At 37.4% G+C, this 16,700-nt stretch carries 19 protein-coding genes, 1 pseudogene and 1 riboswitch; of the genes and pseudogenes, 9 read left to right on the top strand and 11 right to left on the bottom strand.

From position 1 onward, the window contains the following. Positions 1-33: 33 nt before the first annotated feature. The 3 genes from V7083_RS19340 to V7083_RS19330 form a co-directional block, all read right to left on the bottom strand. Positions 34-2,070: a transglycosylase domain-containing protein gene (locus V7083_RS19340; protein WP_335480981.1), complete on the bottom strand. Its 2,037-nt coding sequence runs from the start codon at positions 2,068-2,070 to the stop codon at positions 34-36. 162 nt (positions 2,071-2,232) lie between these two features. Continuing rightward, a complete protein-coding gene (locus V7083_RS19335; RefSeq protein ID WP_335480979.1) occupies positions 2,233-2,613 on the bottom strand; it encodes an SET domain-containing protein in 381 nt (126 codons plus the stop codon). 124 nt (positions 2,614-2,737) lie between these two features. Further along, a complete protein-coding gene (locus tag V7083_RS19330; protein WP_335480977.1) occupies positions 2,738-3,616 on the bottom strand; it encodes an aldose 1-epimerase family protein in 879 nt (292 codons plus the stop codon). A gap of 261 nt (positions 3,617-3,877) precedes the next feature. Here V7083_RS19330 and V7083_RS19325 point away from each other — a divergent pair. Further along, positions 3,878-4,351: pseudogene (locus tag V7083_RS19325) on the top strand (ECF transporter S component). A gap of 64 nt (positions 4,352-4,415) precedes the next feature. Here V7083_RS19325 and V7083_RS19320 read toward each other — a convergent pair. The 5 genes from V7083_RS19320 to thiT all read right to left on the bottom strand — a co-directional run bounded on the left by V7083_RS19320 (position 4,416) and on the right by thiT (position 8,277). Next, positions 4,416-4,874 carry a helix-turn-helix transcriptional regulator gene (locus V7083_RS19320; protein ID WP_335481011.1) on the bottom strand — a complete coding sequence of 153 codons (459 nt, stop codon included), beginning with the start codon at positions 4,872-4,874 and terminating at the stop codon, positions 4,416-4,418. Positions 4,875-5,143: 269 nt separating this feature from the next. Continuing rightward, positions 5,144-5,299, bottom strand: coding sequence for a FeoB-associated Cys-rich membrane protein (locus V7083_RS19315; protein WP_335480975.1), 156 nt, complete (start codon positions 5,297-5,299; stop codon positions 5,144-5,146). An 18-nt stretch (positions 5,300-5,317) separates the two neighbouring features. Beyond that, entirely contained in the window at positions 5,318-7,321 is a 2,004-nt protein-coding gene (gene feoB / locus V7083_RS19310) for a ferrous iron transport protein B (RefSeq protein WP_335480973.1), read from the bottom strand. Continuing rightward, a complete protein-coding gene (locus tag V7083_RS19305) occupies positions 7,321-7,545 on the bottom strand; it encodes a FeoA family protein (protein WP_335480971.1) in 225 nt (74 codons plus the stop codon). The genes feoB and V7083_RS19305 overlap by 1 nt, the downstream gene beginning before the upstream one ends. A 147-nt stretch (positions 7,546-7,692) precedes the next feature. Next, entirely contained in the window at positions 7,693-8,277 is a 585-nt protein-coding gene (gene thiT / locus V7083_RS19300; RefSeq protein WP_335480969.1) for an energy-coupled thiamine transporter ThiT, read from the bottom strand. A gap of 75 nt (positions 8,278-8,352) precedes the next feature. After that, a riboswitch (TPP riboswitch) is annotated at positions 8,353-8,460 on the bottom strand. A gap of 117 nt (positions 8,461-8,577) precedes the next feature. On the opposite strand from thiT, the gene V7083_RS19295 reads away from it, so the two are divergent. The 5 genes from V7083_RS19295 to V7083_RS19275 all read left to right on the top strand — a co-directional run bounded on the left by V7083_RS19295 (position 8,578) and on the right by V7083_RS19275 (position 12,892). Next, the gene (locus tag V7083_RS19295) at positions 8,578-9,129 is read left to right on the top strand and encodes a GNAT family N-acetyltransferase (protein WP_335480967.1); all 552 of its coding nucleotides are present in this window, start codon (positions 8,578-8,580) and stop codon (positions 9,127-9,129) included. A 191-nt stretch (positions 9,130-9,320) separates the two neighbouring features. Continuing rightward, a complete protein-coding gene (locus V7083_RS19290; protein WP_335480965.1) occupies positions 9,321-10,628 on the top strand; it encodes a hemolysin family protein in 1,308 nt (435 codons plus the stop codon). 164 nt (positions 10,629-10,792) lie between these two features. Then, complete coding sequence (locus V7083_RS19285; RefSeq protein ID WP_335481009.1) at positions 10,793-11,194, top strand: MerR family transcriptional regulator; 402 nt, start codon at positions 10,793-10,795, stop codon at positions 11,192-11,194. 59 nt (positions 11,195-11,253) lie between these two features. Continuing rightward, complete coding sequence (locus V7083_RS19280; protein WP_335480963.1) at positions 11,254-12,615, top strand: hemolysin family protein; 1,362 nt, start codon at positions 11,254-11,256, stop codon at positions 12,613-12,615. 94 nt (positions 12,616-12,709) lie between these two features. Further along, a complete protein-coding gene (locus V7083_RS19275; protein WP_335480961.1) occupies positions 12,710-12,892 on the top strand; it encodes a hypothetical protein in 183 nt (60 codons plus the stop codon). 116 nt (positions 12,893-13,008) lie between these two features. Here the strand turns inward: V7083_RS19275 and V7083_RS19270 are convergent, their stop codons facing one another. Further along, positions 13,009-13,305 (bottom strand): hypothetical protein, encoded by a 297-nt coding sequence (locus tag V7083_RS19270; RefSeq protein ID WP_335480959.1) that lies wholly within the window; start codon positions 13,303-13,305, stop codon positions 13,009-13,011. A 97-nt stretch (positions 13,306-13,402) separates the two neighbouring features. Beyond that, positions 13,403-13,663, bottom strand: coding sequence for a CGCGG family putative rSAM-modified RiPP protein (locus V7083_RS19265; RefSeq protein WP_335480957.1), 261 nt, complete (start codon positions 13,661-13,663; stop codon positions 13,403-13,405). A gap of 391 nt (positions 13,664-14,054) precedes the next feature. Between V7083_RS19265 and atpB the strand changes: the two genes are divergently transcribed. From atpB to V7083_RS19250, 3 genes are read left to right on the top strand one after another with little or no spacing between them, the layout of a single operon-like run. Continuing rightward, on the top strand, positions 14,055-14,777 hold the full coding sequence (atpB, locus tag V7083_RS19260) for a F0F1 ATP synthase subunit A (RefSeq protein WP_335480955.1): 723 nt from the start codon (positions 14,055-14,057) through the stop codon (positions 14,775-14,777). 16 nt (positions 14,778-14,793) lie between these two features. Beyond that, a complete protein-coding gene (locus V7083_RS19255) occupies positions 14,794-15,189 on the top strand; it encodes an ATP synthase F0 subunit B (protein ID WP_335480953.1) in 396 nt (131 codons plus the stop codon). Positions 15,190-15,191: 2 nt separating this feature from the next. Next, positions 15,192-16,160, top strand: a complete 969-nt coding sequence (locus V7083_RS19250) for an AtpZ/AtpI family protein (protein WP_335480951.1) — start codon at positions 15,192-15,194, stop codon at positions 16,158-16,160. Positions 16,161-16,188: 28 nt separating this feature from the next. On the opposite strand, the gene V7083_RS19245 is transcribed toward V7083_RS19250, so the two are convergent. Beyond that, positions 16,189-16,700 (bottom strand): Ig-like domain-containing protein (locus V7083_RS19245; protein ID WP_335480949.1); only part of this gene is annotated, 512 nt, incomplete at its 5' end.

Raw genomic sequence — 16,700 nt, 5'->3', positions numbered from 1 at the left:
AATTGTTCTTGGATCAAAGTCCATACGCACTCCTTAATGTCCTTTACCATGTCCATTGTTTTTCCACTTCTTTTGCCATTTTTCTTTTTGCTTATTCCACTTTTCTTCCCACTTTTGGACCTCATTGTTAAAGTTCTCTTGGAAATGATCAAAGATTTGTTCTTTTTTTCTCTGTTGAATTAAGGTATCAATATGAGAGACATGAAACTTTTCAACAGGTTCATTTTTTAATGCTGCCTCCATTGCCTCACGGAAAACAACGGGTGCACCTACATTGCTTGAAGGAATTAGATAGTGCTCTGAATCCGTTTTATCATAACCTACCCAGATCGCCCCTACCAATTGAGGAGTATAGCCGACAAACCATTGATCCTTTAATCCATTGATACCTTGAATCGGCACCTGGGTCGATCCGGTTTTTCCCGCTGTTTCCCGGCCGGGTATTTGGGCTGCTTTCCCGGTACCCTGCTCAACTACACCAAGAAGCATCGTAGTTATATGATTAGCTACTGCTTTGGTTGTGACCCGAATCTTTTTTCCTTTCCATTCTGTGACCACCTTTCCATCCCCGTCCACTATTTTCTTAATCACGTGCGCCTTGATTCTAGTGCCTTGATTAGGAAAAACAGAAAAGGCTTCTGCCATATTTACCGGTGCAACTCCTTTATGCAATCCACCAAGAGCAACTGCTAGATGATGATCCTCTTTTTCCAACTGAATGCCAAACCGATTCACTGCCTCCAAGCCCTTTTCAATCCCAACTTCATTTAACAGCCAAACAGCTGCGACATTTTTCGATTCCTTCACTGCCTCATACATCGGGACTTCACCCGCGTATTGGTGATCGTAGTTGCTAGGCTGATAGGTACCGAATTTTATCGGCTCATCTTTCAGCATATCAGTTATTTTCCAGCCTTCTTCAAGTGCCGGTGTATACACGACCAAAGGTTTAAAGGAAGAACCTGGCTGCGCCTTCAGTTGTGAGGCCCGATTATAACCTCTAAAGGCATGTGTGCCCCTTCCCCCTACCAATGCTCTGATTCCTCCCGTTGCAGGATCCAATAGAACCCCTCCACTTTGAACCAAATCATCTGTTCCTTTAGGAAAAAGGCTATCATTTTGATAGGTGTTCTCCATGGCAGACTGCATACCAGGATCTAATTCCGTATAGATTTTGTAGCCTCCTGTTAATATATCATCCTGGGATAGCCCATATTGATGAATGGCTTCATCTAATACTTGATCAACATAATATGGATATTTGCCACGGAAAGGGTCTCCACCTTTATCATTTAGCACCACCCTTTCATTTTTAGCATATTCATACTGGGTTTTGGAAATGTAGCCCTGCTGTTTCATTTGATCAAGAACAACATTTCTTCTTTGTATAGCCTTAGCCAGATGATTATAAGGATTAAGTGCGGAAGGCGCCTTAATCAGTCCAGCGAGCATAGCCGATTCACTAATGGATAAGTCTTTGACATCTTTGGCAAAATACTTGCTCGCGGCCTGCTTAATCCCATAAGCCCCATTACCAAAATAGATTTGGTTTACATACATTTGCAAGATTTCCTGCTTCGAATACTTACGTTCAACAGCCAGCGCCAAAAATACTTCTTGCATTTTTCGCTTCATTGTTTTTTGCGAGGTTAACAAGGTATTTTTAATTAATTGCTGTGTGATAGTGCTTCCTCCCTCAGCCATTTCCCCTGCAACGACATCACGGAAAAGAGCTCGGGAAGTCCCGATCAAATCAACACCATTATGCCGATAAAACCGTCTGTCCTCAATCGCAACCAGCGCATTTTTCATCTGGGTAGGTACTCTACTAATCGGAACCCCTTCATTTTTGTTGGCTGAAACTTTACTGGCAATTTCTCCATTTTTATCATAAAAAATGGTGGGCTGCGGCAGCTCATTTTTTAAAGCGGATATATCAGCACTTTTTGAAAAGAAATAAACGAGTCCAAAAAAAGAAAGTACCAATATCAAGGCAATTAACACTATAATCTGTAGTAAATGCCATTTTTTTATTTTCTTAATAAAAACTTTAATAGAATTCAATTTCATAAGCCCTCCAAGGAAGAAAAAACATTTTTTATGTTGTTCATAGGCAGGTATAGAGTTCGAAGTTCTGCTTTTTTTTATGACGGTTTTTACTAGTATACAAAAAACTGACCCAAAAGAATCGTTAAACGATCATCTCTTGGGTCAGTATTTTCCTCTATTCTTTTATTCTTCTTTATCAAACCACAGCAGTTCTTTGTCATCAACATCGCCATTATAGTTAATGAGAATTTCGTCTCCTGCTTTTATATCCCTATAGGCATAAAAGTCAAATGTATGATTCTTAAAATTAATCTCATATGTCGCATTAGGTTCATATGAATGGTTAAACAGCATACCGTACCCTAAGAGGATCGCAGTATGATTAATCCCGTACTCAAATGCGTAATCAGCAAGTAAAGTTTGCTCAATGTGTTGATGCTGATCGTTTGGATAAGCAATGACAGGTGCTTCATGGATAAGCTGACCTTTTTTGATATCACAGGTAGCAAATACCCCTCTATTGAATTCCCCATCACTTAGTGGAGATGTTTTGATTTCAATCATATTTTTCGCCTACTCACTTTTTTGTATTATTCTTTCTAACTATAACAGTAACCTACACTGTTTTTCTATATACATATACAAATTGTTTGAAGTCAGGGTCCATTTTTTACTCTTTCGGTTAAATTTATTTAAACCTCATCTGATATTCAGCTTTGAATGTTTTACCCGCTTCAATTAGATTCATGCCAAACTTTTCTTTTAGGTTTCCAGTCGTATTATAGGTATCAGCAATGCCGTACCATGGCTCAATACAAACAAATGGAGCCATAGTACCTTTTTTGTCGTTATATTTAGACCAAATTCCAACAAAGGGGAAGTTTTCAAATATGACTTCTACACCGTGACTGGACTTATTTGAGACTAGTGAAATTTGATCAATATGGCTGTAAATGATAGCATCATGTTCAAATAGAGAATCCTTTAGCCTTATTGTTGCAAGATCATGGGCTATTCCTTTCTCATAAATAAGAGAATCCTTTAGCTCATATTCCATTACATTCTTATTGGCAGCAGGTGTTACGTTTAACTGATAGTCCTCAATGGCCTCACTTTCTAAAAGAGGAAGCCTAAATGCAGGATGTGCGCCAATGGAAAAATACATTTTTTCCTTGTTTTGATTTACAATCTCCCATTGAACAATAAGGCTGTCCTTTTTTAGAATATAATAAATGATGGCTTTAAATTCATAAGGATAAACAGAAAGGAAACGTCCTGCAGATTCAAACCCTAAAGAAACACTTGTCTCTGTGTGATTCTCCACGTGAAATAAAACATCCCGCAAGAAACCATGCTGTGACATTTCGAAAGTCTTACCATCAAGTTGATAACGATCCTCTTTTAATCGTCCGACGATTGGAAACAAGACTGGTGAGACGCGTCCCCAGTAATCGTTATCCCCAGTCCACATGTAATCTAATCCGTTTTGCTTATGCTGCACTTTGCGTACCTCAGCACCACTTAGTTCTATTTCTGCCTTCAGCCAATCATTTTCAATGGCAACCATACTATTAAAATCCCTCGACTCTCTGCTTTTAAAAAACTTTGATTTTATTGAAAAACACCCTCGTTTTAGAAAGAGAATATTATTTATTTTAATTTAAGAACTACCAAGTTTACAATATTAAATAGAATGCATCTTTTTACACAGTAAAAATTAGTATTACTTATTTATTAATTTTCTGATTTATGATATTATTCTAAAAAAAGAAGAGGTTTTTAAAATTCAACATTATCAACAACAAAAACTAAAACAAGGGCCATAGTGATCAATGCACTTTTCATCGCATTAACCCTTGTAACCACCATGTTCATCAACATCAGGCTCCCTTAATGGGTAACGGAGGTCTAATCCATTTAGGTAATGTTCCTCTATTTATAGCAGCTTTGGTGTACGGCAAAAGAACAGGAGCCATCGCCGGTGCCTTTGGAATGGGCTTATTTGATATTATTTCCGGTTGGGCGTTATGGTCACCGTTTACTTTTGTTATCGTAGGTACAATGGGCTTCGTAGTCGGACTTATTGCTGAAAAAACACCTGGAAATAGGATTCTTGCATATAGTTTAGCCGTTTCAACAGCAGTAATCATCAAAGTAGTTGGTTGGTTACTATTTTGCTGAAGTCATCCATTACGGAAACTGGATCCAGCCATTCGGCTCCGTCCCAGGAAACATTATGCAAGTTGTAATTGCAGGAATTATTGTTGTACCTCTTGTGGGTCGCTTAAAGAAAAGAGCATAATAGATATATTTTATACTATTTGTTATGAACAGTAAAAAAAGATGGGATAACCCCATCTTTTTTTCTATTCTTCACTTATAGTTATTTCCTTAAATCGCAGTTTTGATTGTTTTTCATCCATAGAGCTAAAAATACGATAGTTTTTATCATCTAGAATTCGAAAATGCTTGCTAAGGATGTTTTGCTGTAAAATATATCCGTTTTTCTTGGATACCACCCGCCACCAGACACGGCCGCCTAGGGTTTTTGATCTGCGTACATCAATTTCATCACGGGCTACAGTTTCCAACACTTCCAAAGGCTCGCTTCCAAATAGAAATTGGACCGTTTCGGTTTCCCGAAATAGTGCACAAATTGAGACAACAGTAGACCAGTTGGCAAGTACCCTGCCCTTTTCAATTTGAACAAGTGTTTTTTTCGAAACCCCGATAATATCAGCCATTTTATCCTGAGTATATCCGGCTTCCGTCCTGATTAAACGAAGTTTTTCTGAAACACTTTTGATTATTTCATCTCTGGTCATCATTGAGCCCTTCCTTCAATAGCCTATAGTGTAATATTACACAAGTTTAGCCAATTTTTAAAGTAATAACCTATAACAGTGTAAAAATTTCTAATTGGCTATTTTGGATTACATCATGCATGCAAGTGTTTTAAATGACAAGACTCTTCTATCGGAATTCTTCCCTCTTATTTTTCTCCTACCCGACCTTGAGCCCTTCTTGATCTCATCAGACATCTTTAGTTAATTGAAAAAACTGCAATCCAGAACGGACTGCAGTTTCTCCAATATTATTTATTTTGCGGAGGCAAGCCGCATTGACTTGAGCATGAATTACTTAGATCACACGCGGCACATTTTCCTTTTTTGGATTTATTGATAAACTTCACAAAAGCCCATGCTGCGTAACCAAATATGGCTGCGCCAATAATGATACTGGCGATCATATTTTCCATCTCCTTTAATTATACAAGTCCGAACATCTTTCCACCTTGATAGATGATTAACGATAAAACATAGGCAATCAACAGTGCATAAACGATAGAAAAAGCTGTCCATTTCTTCGACCCAGTTTCTTTATAAATGGTTGCTGTTGTGGCTAAACATGGAATATACAATAAGATAAATACCATAAAGCTATAAGCTGCCAGCGGTGTGAAATAATTGGACATTAGCCCTTGCAGTGTGCTGTCTTTAGGTACAAAATAAATGATATTCATGGTGGATATAATGGATTCTTTAGCTAGGAATCCCGTAATCAGGGATGCGGCAGCCTGCCATGTTCCAAATCCAATTGGTGCCAACAAAGGAGCAAGCACTCCACCTATTGCTGCCAAGTAACTGTGATCCATATCGACTTTTAACCCATCAGGGCCAGCGTACGATAGCAGCCAAATAAAGACCGAACCGGCAAAGATAAAGGTTCCCGCTTTTCTAACAAAGCCCTTTCCCTTATCCCATGTACTTCTCCAAAGCGATTGAAACTGCGGGAGACGATATGGCGGTAATTCAATAACAAAAAGTGATGTTTCTGATTTTAACAAAGTGGAAGAAAAGATTTTGGCCAAGATTAAAGCAACCACAATTCCTAAGACATAAAGGCTTAAAACAATGGCAGCCTTATGTCCAGCAAAAAAGGCCCCCACAAATAATGCGTAAACAGGTAAACGGGCTGAACAGGACATTAATGGTGTTAGCAAAATCGTTACTAGACGCTCTCTTGGAGTCTCAATTGTTCTTGCCGCCATGATTCCAGGAACATTACAGCCAAAACCAATCATCATCGGGATAAATGCTTTACCATTCAATCCGACCGATTCCATAATCCTGTCCATAACTAAAGCCACACGTGCCATGTAACCTGAATCCTCTAATAAGGAAATGAAGAAGAACAAAATAAAAATTTGCGGAACGAATACTAGTACACCGCCAACTCCTGCAACTAAACCTTCAATAACCAGCGCATGAATAAACTCTGAAGCATGAACTGCACTTAGTACTGATTCAAATACATTTGTAACCGGACCCGTTAAAAAAGCATCCAAGGCATCGGATAATGGTGTACCTAACCAATCGAAGGTCAACATGAACATAAAATACATCAGCAATAAGAAAATCGGCATGCCCAAATATTTGTTGGTGACGATCACATCTATTTTTTCAGATAGTGGAATGACAGCATCCTTTTTCATAGCAACATCTGCAGCTATTTTCTCAATTGCCTCTTTGCGTTTGGTATAAATAAAGTTTGAAAGGGTTTTAGAATCATATTGTTTCTGCAACACTTCATTCAAGTTTAAAAGAATGGCATTCAACTTTTCAGAGTTAGCGATCCCATATAAATAATGTTTAACATATTCATTACCTTCAAAATATTGAATGGCTAGGAATCGATGCGAGTGCTCTGTTTTCCCCGTGATTTCCCTTGAAACCTCAGCAATGGCTGCCTCGACCTCTTTTCCGTAATAAACAAGGTTCTTTTTAGTAGGCTGGATGGATTTAGTAGAAATTACGTCAACGAGTTTGTCGCAGCCCTTGCCGTTTCTGGCAACAACCGGTACAACCGGTACTCCAAGAAGAGTTGCTAACTTTTGAACATCAATATGAATACCGCGCTTATTCGCCACATCCACCATATTCAAGCCAATGAGAACAGGCTTCTCAAATTCAAGCAATTGCAAAGTTAAATGCAAATTACGTTCGAGCTGAGAAGCATCCAAAATATTCAATAATCGATCTACCGAATCGTTTAAAAAGAAAGAGGTTACGACCCCTTCATCTTTAGATAACGGGTTAAGTGTATAGACACCTGGCAAATCAATTAAATGGCCAATATTTTTTTTAAAGACGCCAACTTTCTTTTCAACTGTAACACCACTCCAGTTCCCAACATATTCATAGGAGCCTGTTAGATTGTTAAACAACGATGTTTTTCCGGTATTCGGGTTACCTATAAGAGCGATTTCCATTATACTTTCACCACTTCTATATGAACGGCTTCTTTGCGACGAATTCCCACACATTGACCGCACGATTCGATCATGATTGGTCCACCAAAAGGCATCACACATTTTACACATACTTCAGAGCCTTCTGTAATGCCTAAATCAAGCAAACGTCTTTGTACAAGGTGACTTACATGAGAAATATCGATGATTTTCCCTTTTTCCCCTGCTTTTAATGAATGAAACATGTATTATCACCCAATCTCTAGTTAATTGAGAATGATTCTCTTTCTGTATTGTAATTTTAACATTTTTTTCGTTAATGGGGATAATAATTTTATGACAAAGTTTCGAAAAAAAAAGAAAAGCGGCACGGCTTTTCCTTTTTTATCCTATTAATGCTGATATACAAATAATTTTTTCGGCATTGCGGCAAGAACTAAAACAACGATAATGGCACTTACAATAAAACTTGGCAGCATGTACGTTCCATTATATAGCAAGGAGTAAATCATAACCGGCTGACCTTTTGGTGCGTATTCACCAAAGAAAACGGCGCCGGAGATTACATGGCAGATATAGCGAAGTAAGCTCCCGATAAATGCACCGAATACAGAATAATACATCCATACTTTATTTCCTTCTTCAAGGGATTTATTAATTTGTCTAATAAAGATCCCTGCAAAACCTACAACGGTAAAAGCAAGGAAATAATCAAGAAACCCTTGTACGATAAAATAAATTTGTGCAAACCCCATTACAACCTGTAATAATCCTAAAATAAATCCAGTAAGCAGCCCACCTTTTAATCCCCAGCGGTATGCCATGAGGAATATTGGTACCATTGCAATGGATATGGATCCTCCCTGCGGCCAAATTTTCAACGAAAGCAGATTAGCTGCAAAATCCAAAAGGTATGCTAATGCAGAAAATATCGCTACCTCGGTAATAAAACGTGTCTTACTTCTAGTATTGTTCACTCCAGCTTCCCCCTTATATATTTTGAAAATAAAAAAAGCAATGCAAGACGTTAGGAATGTCTGCATTGCTTTACATTTTCGGCAAAACCACATCCCTACGCTAGCGTTAACTAACAGGTTCAAAGGGTTAGAACTCGTACGTTCACTCTCAGCCGCCCAATTGCAGCTCCCCTTGTGGACACATTATTCATTTGATTTCCTACTCGAATATACAACGTTTTATACACTTTTACAAGAAAAAAGTCCTAACGGCCCACCCTTAGCATGCATATGATGTAAAAAATCTTACAGGAGATGACTATGTTTACATTAAAGGTAGATCAAGAAATAGAACTGCAATTGTTTCAACGTCAGCATGCAATAAGACTCTTTCAGCTGGTGGAAGAGAATCGTGAACACTTGCGAAAGTGGCTGCCGTGGGTGGATGGTATGACCTCTCCATTTCACTTCGAGTCCATTATTCCCGTTTGGCTGAATCAATTTGCTGACAACAGTGCTGTAAACTTGGGTATTCTATATAAGGGAGAGTTGGTTGGTTCTATTGGTCTTCACCAAATTGATTGGTACAATTTTCACGCCAGCATTGGCTATTACCTTGCCAAAAAAGCAGAAGGCTACGGAATCATGTCCCGTTGTGTCCGTGCTCTGATGAACTATGCGTTTTTTGATTTAGGACTAAATCGGTTGGAAATCCGCTGCGGAGTGCAAAATCATAAAAGCCGAGCCATTCCGGAGCGGTTAAGATATGTTAAAGAAGGCGTTATTAGAGATGGCGAGCACCTAAACGGTTATTTTCATGATACAATCGTATACAGTATGCTTGCTCGTGAGTGGAATCGCCCCCAGACTTAAGAACAATAGAAGCTGCCCAGTTGGCAGTTTTTTCTTTGCCAAATCATTTTTATTTGCTCCGTACCTATTTTTTTGAAATAATAAAAAGGGATTTTAAAAAAAGGTTCAGTAGAAATTGATACAAAAGGAAATAATGAGACAAACAGTAATTTCGTAAGCGAGGTGCGTACCTTACCATTGTAAGGTGACCAATGATTTGGATGAATGTATTTGTTATTATACTCTTAATTGCCTTTACGGCATTTTTCGTGGCATCTGAGTTTGCCATTGTCAGGGTTCGGACAACCCGAATTGATCAGTTAATTTTAGAAGGAAATAAAAAGGCAGAATCGGCTAAAAAAGTCATTTCAAATATTGATGGGTATTTATCTGCTACACAGGTTGGGATTACCGTCACTTCCCTAATCTTAGGTTGGCGCGGGGAATCCACTGTGCGCGAGATGCTAGAACCCATCTTTCATTGGATTCAGCTGCCATTATCCGTTAAGCATGTACTGTCCTTCATTCTTTCTTTTGCCATCATCACCTTTTTTAATGTGGTCATTGGTGAACTTGCACCAAAAACATTTGCCATTCAAAAATCAGAAGAAGTTATTATGATTTTTGCAAAACCACTAATTTGGTTTTATAAACTGATGTATCCGTTCATTTGGGTTCTCAATCGATCTGCCCGTTTTGTGACTGGAATATTTGGCATCAAACCAGCTTCGGAGCATGACATCGCCCTCTCCGAAGAAGAGCTACGGATGATCCTCTCGCAAAGTTATGAAAGCGGAGAAATTAATCAATCTGAATTTAGCTATATGAACAATATTTTTGAATTTGATGACAGAATTGCCAAGGAAATTATGGTGCCAAGAACTGAGGTTGTTACCCTTTATAAGGATGCAACATTAGAAGAGATTATCGAAACGGTTAAGGAGGAAAGATATACACGGTATCCTGTCATTGAAGGCGATAAGGATAATATTCTAGGAATAATCAATATTAAGGAAGTATTAACCGATTGTATTCAACAAAAATGCAGTGGTGAAAGACCACTGATGAATTATTTAAACCCTGTTATTCATGTGATTGAAACAATTCCAATTCAAGAGCTTTTGGTAAAGCTTCAGAAAAATCGCTCACATATGGCGATTCTTTCTGATGAGTATGGCGGTACAGCCGGGATCGTCACGATTGAAGATATTCTTGAAGAAATTGTTGGCGAAATCCGTGATGAGTTTGATATGGATGAGGTTCCTCTTATTCAAAAAACAAATGAAAACCACTACATATTAGATGGGAAGGTATTGATCAGCGAGGTCAATGATCTGTTAGGAACTTCCCTTGAAGAAGAAGATGTTGATACTATTGGAGGATGGTTTCTTACCCAAAAGTTTGATGTTCAAAAGGGTTCGCAAATCGAAAGAGAAGGCTACATATTTGAAATTCGAGAAATCGACGGGCATCACATATCGTATATCGAAGTAAAGAAAAGTGAAATGTCTTCTGATTAAGAAGGCATTTTTTTAATTTCACCATTCATATTGCCCATTTTTCCCCATAAACTATAAATAGGATGACCTATATAAACCAGAACGTTTGACTGTACAGTTCTTATTTATTATAATAAAGGTTAATTTATAAAATATTGAGGTGGTAAAATGGGGCTGTCTATCGAATTGGCGAACTAGCAGAACGGGCAATGGTTTCAAAAAGAACCATTGACTACTATACGTCTCTCGGACTTTTAAAGGCAGAACGTTCCAAATCCAATTACCGCATCTATTCCGACGAATCGATCCAGGACTTAAAGTTTATTGAGGAATGCAAAAGCCTGCATTATCCGTTAGACGAGATTAAGAGAAAGCTAGAAATACGTAAAACAAAAAGTTTCCAAGCTTCAGAGGTTGATAAGCATGTTTGTTCTCTCAACCAGCAAATGAAGCAGCTTCAAAGTGATTTATTTGATTTAATACCTATTTTAGAGGATTTAGATGAGCAGCAGAAAGAAAACTTAACCAGCAATTTAAGCCTGCTTAGAAATCTCTTGAAAAGTTCTCTTATGAAGGTTACAACTTAATTTTTTAAAATACCGGGAGGTGACACCTTACTCGTCTTAAAACGAGCTAAGGAACTTATTTGGACATATTTAACTTGGTTTTGATAGCCATTTTAATAGCATTAACTGCGTTTTTTGTAACTTCAGAATTTGCGATTGTCAAGATTAGAGGTTCAAGAATCGATCAGTTAATGGAAGAAGGTAATCCGAAGGCCGTTACAGCAAAAAAAGTGATTTCAAATTTAGATGAATACCTGTCAGCCTGTCAGCTTGGAATAACCATTACTGCTCTAGGCTTAGGTTGGATTGGCGAATCAACCATTGAGCATTTACTTGGTCCTTTATTCCTTGCTTTACACATTCCTGAAAGTGCTACTCGGGTTTTATCCATTGCGATTGCTTTTGCCACGATCACCTTTTTACACGTGGTTGTAGGGGAGTTAGCTCCGAAAACATTAGCAATTCAAAAGGCTGAATGGATCACCTTAAACGTGTCCCGTCCACTGATTATTTTTTATAAGGTGATGTACCCTTTTATCTGGGTTCTTAACGGATCGGCACGTTTGGTATCACGTCTTTTCGGTTTAAAGCCAGTCTCTGAAAATGAAATTGCTCATACTGAAGAGGAACTTCGTATTATCCTATCAGAAAGCTATAAAAGTGGTGAAATTAACCAATCAGAGTTTAAGTATGTAAATAAAATCTTTGATTTTGATGACAGAATTGCCAAGGAGATCATGGTTCCACGAACCGAGATTGTCTCATTATCTAAAGACGATACAATTGAATCGTTCTTAAAGGTTATTCGTGAAGAAAAATTCACCCGTTATCCTATCATTGATGGTGATAAAGACCATATTATCGGTTTGGTAAATATTAAAGAAATTATGACAGACATGATTGGTAATGAAAAGTTAACAGCTAAGACTTTGGAAAATTATATTCGCCCAATCATTAGAGTAATTGAGACGATTCCAATTCATGATTTACTGGTTAAAATGCAAAAAGAACAAATGCATATGGCCGTGTTAATGGATGAATATGGCGGTACTTCAGGACTTGTGACTGTTGAAGATATTCTAGAAGAAATCGTTGGTGAAATTCGCGACGAATTCGATATGGATGAGATATCAGAAATTAGAAAAATAAAGGAAAATCATTTCATTATTGATTCCAAAGTTTTAGTAAGTGAAGTAAATGACTTACTTGGGGTTGAAATTGATGATGAGGATGTGGACACAATCGGCGGCTGGATTCTGACTGAAAATTACGAGGCCAAAGAAGGCGATATCATCGTCCATGATTCCTACTCCTTCAAGATTCTTGAAATGGAAGAACACCATATTAAATATATCGAGGTTATGAAATTAGAACATGATGGGAGCGATACCGTTCAACACATGGCGGTTTCAAATCCCGGCGTTCTGTCAAGACAAACCTAATTTTTAGGTTTGTTTTTTTTTGCCCCTTTATCAGGACAAATGACTATTCCTTTTTTTGGTAAGTTCATATTCTATATTAAAGGAGGGGTTGTAAATGCAACAAGTATCCATTTTATATTTAGCTTGTATCTTAGCTGGTTTTGCACTAATTAAAATGCCAGCCATTTCATTCCTATCAGGACTGTCATCATTCTTTCATATCGTAGGCTCTCTAGCCATCTTAGTATTTGCATTTGCCGTTCTATATCAAGGCGTCAAATCATTATTAAAATTGTAAGCGGTCACATTAATATCATAAGCCAGGATTTTGTTCGATCCTGGCTCCTTTTTATTGGATGAAAAAATCATTCTAAAAATAAAAAGCCGCAATGAAAGCTGCAGCTTTGGTATCCTTTATCTTGTTTTCAGCATTAAGATTTCTTCTTCTGCTTTCGCGATTTTTACCAGATGGGTATCCAATCGGCGGTTAATTTGGAGAATTTCGCCATTTTGGGCACCCTCGATCCGTTCAAGTGCTTCTTTAATGTCGGAAAGATCAATTTGGTTTACGGCCACCCTGTGCTCAATGCTATCTACTTTTTCTAAACGAGATAATCTTTTTTCTATATTTTCAAGAGTTTCATTAAAAGTATGAATTAAAGATTTTATATCATTTACATTTTCTGTTAACTTTTCAAATGCCTTTTCCATCATCAAAAACTCCTTTCTAATGACATAATCATAGCATCATTTCCACTATAAAGATGTTACAAAAACAGTAACACTTGACCGAAAAAAGTGTTTTTGGTCAATCAGTTTTCCAAACCCTCAATACATAACCACCACAGCCACATTGATCAATGAATTTTATACTCACCTGATTTGGGAACAATTTTACAATTAATGGCTGAAGATAATCGACTGGATTTCCGAATGTCGAAGAAGTTACTAAATTGACAAAGCAGCCCTCCTTTGTTTCCTCCACTGCTGAAATGGCATCTTTTATAATTAAATCAATATCATATTCATACTCATCATGTTCCAAATCTTTAGTCCAATCTTTGTTCATATCTTCCCCTCTATTTTTTTTATTTACTAATATTAAAACGTAAATAATTGAAAAAGGTAATGATTTTCTTCACACAAAATATGAACAAATACTTAAATTATTTCCTGCTTTAGAACCTATGTGAGATGATCTTTAAACAAGGGAACCACCCGAAAGGGATCCCTTTTTCTATTTTCTTTCTAATCTCCTCATCAATTTAATGTTTCCTAAGTTATTAAAATGGATTATACTTTAAACAATGATTATGTTTTATTTTCAGAAAATTTTCAATAAATCGCAGATTATGTTACAATAGTAAAATTTTAGTATATAATAAAGGTAGGACTAATGTAACATCTTTTGGTTTTCAACTTTGATTTCCAAACCTTATTGACGAAAGGGGGTGGACATCATGGGACATGAAAGACCACAGGTGGAAATATTTAACTTAACCTTTGACCTATCCATAATATTTACCAGTACCGTTGCCGCTATCTTTGTTTTCCTTATTGCCTATTTATTCACCCGGAACCCATCGGTCAACGTACCGAAAAAATGGCAAAATTTTATGGAATGGGTTATTGAGTTTGTTAAAGGAATTATGAATACGACAATGGGGACATCCTCAAATCTATTTATATTATCGACTGGCGTTTCCCTCTTAATGTATTTGTTTATTGCTAACCTCATGGGAGTACCTTTCTCCGTTGTAATCACAGAAGAACATTCCGTAGCTTGGTGGAAATCCCCAACAGCAGATGCGCACGTTACTATGACGTTAGCCATCATGATCATTGCCTACACCCATTTCATTGATATCCGAATGCATGGATTTAAGCATTTTTTCCTAAGCTTCTTTAAACCCTTTACATTTCTCTTCCCTATAAATGCCGTGGAACAATTATCAACAACACTTACCTTAGGACTGCGATTGTTTGGAAATATTTATGCCGGAGAAATCATGTTAACATTATTAGCCGGAGCAGTAACCCACGGATTTGTCTTGGCCTTTCTTGCAGCAATACCAATGATAATCTGGCAGGCATTTTGCATTTTCATTGGAGCTATTCAAGCGTACATTTTTGTAACCCTCACCATGGTGTATATTGGACACCGTTTAACGATTGACGAATAGAAAGGAGCTGGTTACATTGGGCGACCTTACGTTATTTGGTTTACCAGTTTCATTAGGTACCATGCTATATCAAGCGTCCCTGTTTACCGTTCTTGTCTTTATTTTAAAGAAACTGGTATTTAAAAAAATGGTCGGAGTTCTCGAAAAACGGAAGCAGCATATCGAACATCAACTGTCACTGACAGAACAATATAAAAAAGAAGCAATAATAAATCTTGAAGCGAGCGAAGAAATCCTTAAATCTGCAAAATTAGAAGCATGGGAAATAAGGAAACTCAGTGAAAAAGAAGCAAAATTAATCTTGCATTCTGCAAAGGAAGAGGCTAAGTGCATCCTAAAAGAGGCAAAAGAAGAAGCATATCACTCCCAACCACTGTCCTTTACACCTTCTGAAAAAATGAAGGGGGCATAATTATGAAACACAAATTCACAAAAAATCTGGGTAGGATTACAGAGAATCTGGAATTAGGGTTTGAGGGAAAATGGATTTATGTTCATTACTCAAAAGGATCTGAAGAGAAAACGGCCTGCCTATTAAAAAATGAAAACAAAACTGATAAAGAATATCTTGATCATTATTTTGCAGAAAATCCGCTTTCTGTAGAGATGGAAAAAGAGGTTATGAAATTTATTGAAAAAGAAAAAACTAGGGATGATACACATTGGAATGAATTTTCGGCTTTTCTCATGAAAACCCTCTCGTTAAATATGGTTTTCGGAATTTCTATTGCCCTTTGTGTATTTGGGGGTTATAAATTAGGTAGTTTCCTGGATGAAAGATCTTCCCTCTATCCAACCTGTACAATAATCGGGACATTTTTAGGAATCATTTTAGGTGGAGTTACTGTTTTTTTCTTAATTCAAAAATACTTTATTTTACCATCAAAACAAAAAAAGGAAAATGAGCAAATGCAAATAGAAAACGAAAACACACTGGAACCTAACCATCCAATTATTGATGTGGATATTGATGATGTTCGGAAGGCTGTACGGCAATTCTCTGATAAATTACCTAAAGGTGTCTATCGGACCATTCTTGTTCAAGAGGATAATAGCATTGATTTCACGCAGATCGTCCACATTTTGGGCGGCATACCTGCTAAAAACTTCTACATGTCCAAGGAAACATATGATTTATTCGAAGAAGATGAAAAACATATCCCTGCTGAAATGGATATGGTTCAAAAGGCAGTCGATCAATATGTAAAGGAAAATAGAGAATACCCGATGCTACAATATGACCCCCACCGGAGAGTTAATTACTATCAACTGCTTCAAGATAAGTATTTAAAGAAAACGCCGGATACTCAATTTTATATTACTGACCTTGATGGTCTTGTCACTCACATCAAGCCCCAGAAAAAAAACTCCTCTCTTCACTAAGAGAGGAGCTTTTTTTGGCTGTTAAGACCTAATACCAATTTTCAAACTTCAGCCAGAAATTACTCGATTTTACTTCTTTTCCCGGTTTAACTGGTGTCTTAGTTACTATTACCACTGTTGCACGGCTTTGATTGCCTGACGCGTCGGTAGCAGTAACGGAAATCTTGGTATTTGCATTTTGTTTAGCAATGCTGATTGCAAATTGTCCTTTTGCATTGACTTTTGCCCGGCCAATTTCCCGGCCGTTAACTTTTGCGATTACTATAGAATCAACTTCCGCTTTTCCTGTAATCACTTTATCAGATATTCTAACTTTATTCACAGATGGAGCTAATGGGGCTGTCGCATCTTTTACCCTTATGGATGCTGCTTTGCTAACATTGCCTGCTCGATCTGATGCTACAACAACCACTACAGTACCAGCTTTTTGTTTTTTAATAATAATAGAGAACTGGCCATATCTGTTCGCTGTTGCCCTTCCTATGTCCTTGCCATTTACTTTTGCTACTACTGTGGAGCCTTTTTCTGCTGTTCCTTTTA

This window comes from Bacillus sp. JJ1764, from assembly GCF_036962145.1.
Classification (GTDB): Bacteria; Bacillota; Bacilli; order Bacillales; family Cytobacillaceae; genus Neobacillus.
Note: the sequence above shows the minus strand (reverse complement) of the source record. Positions and strands in the feature narration are given on the sequence as shown.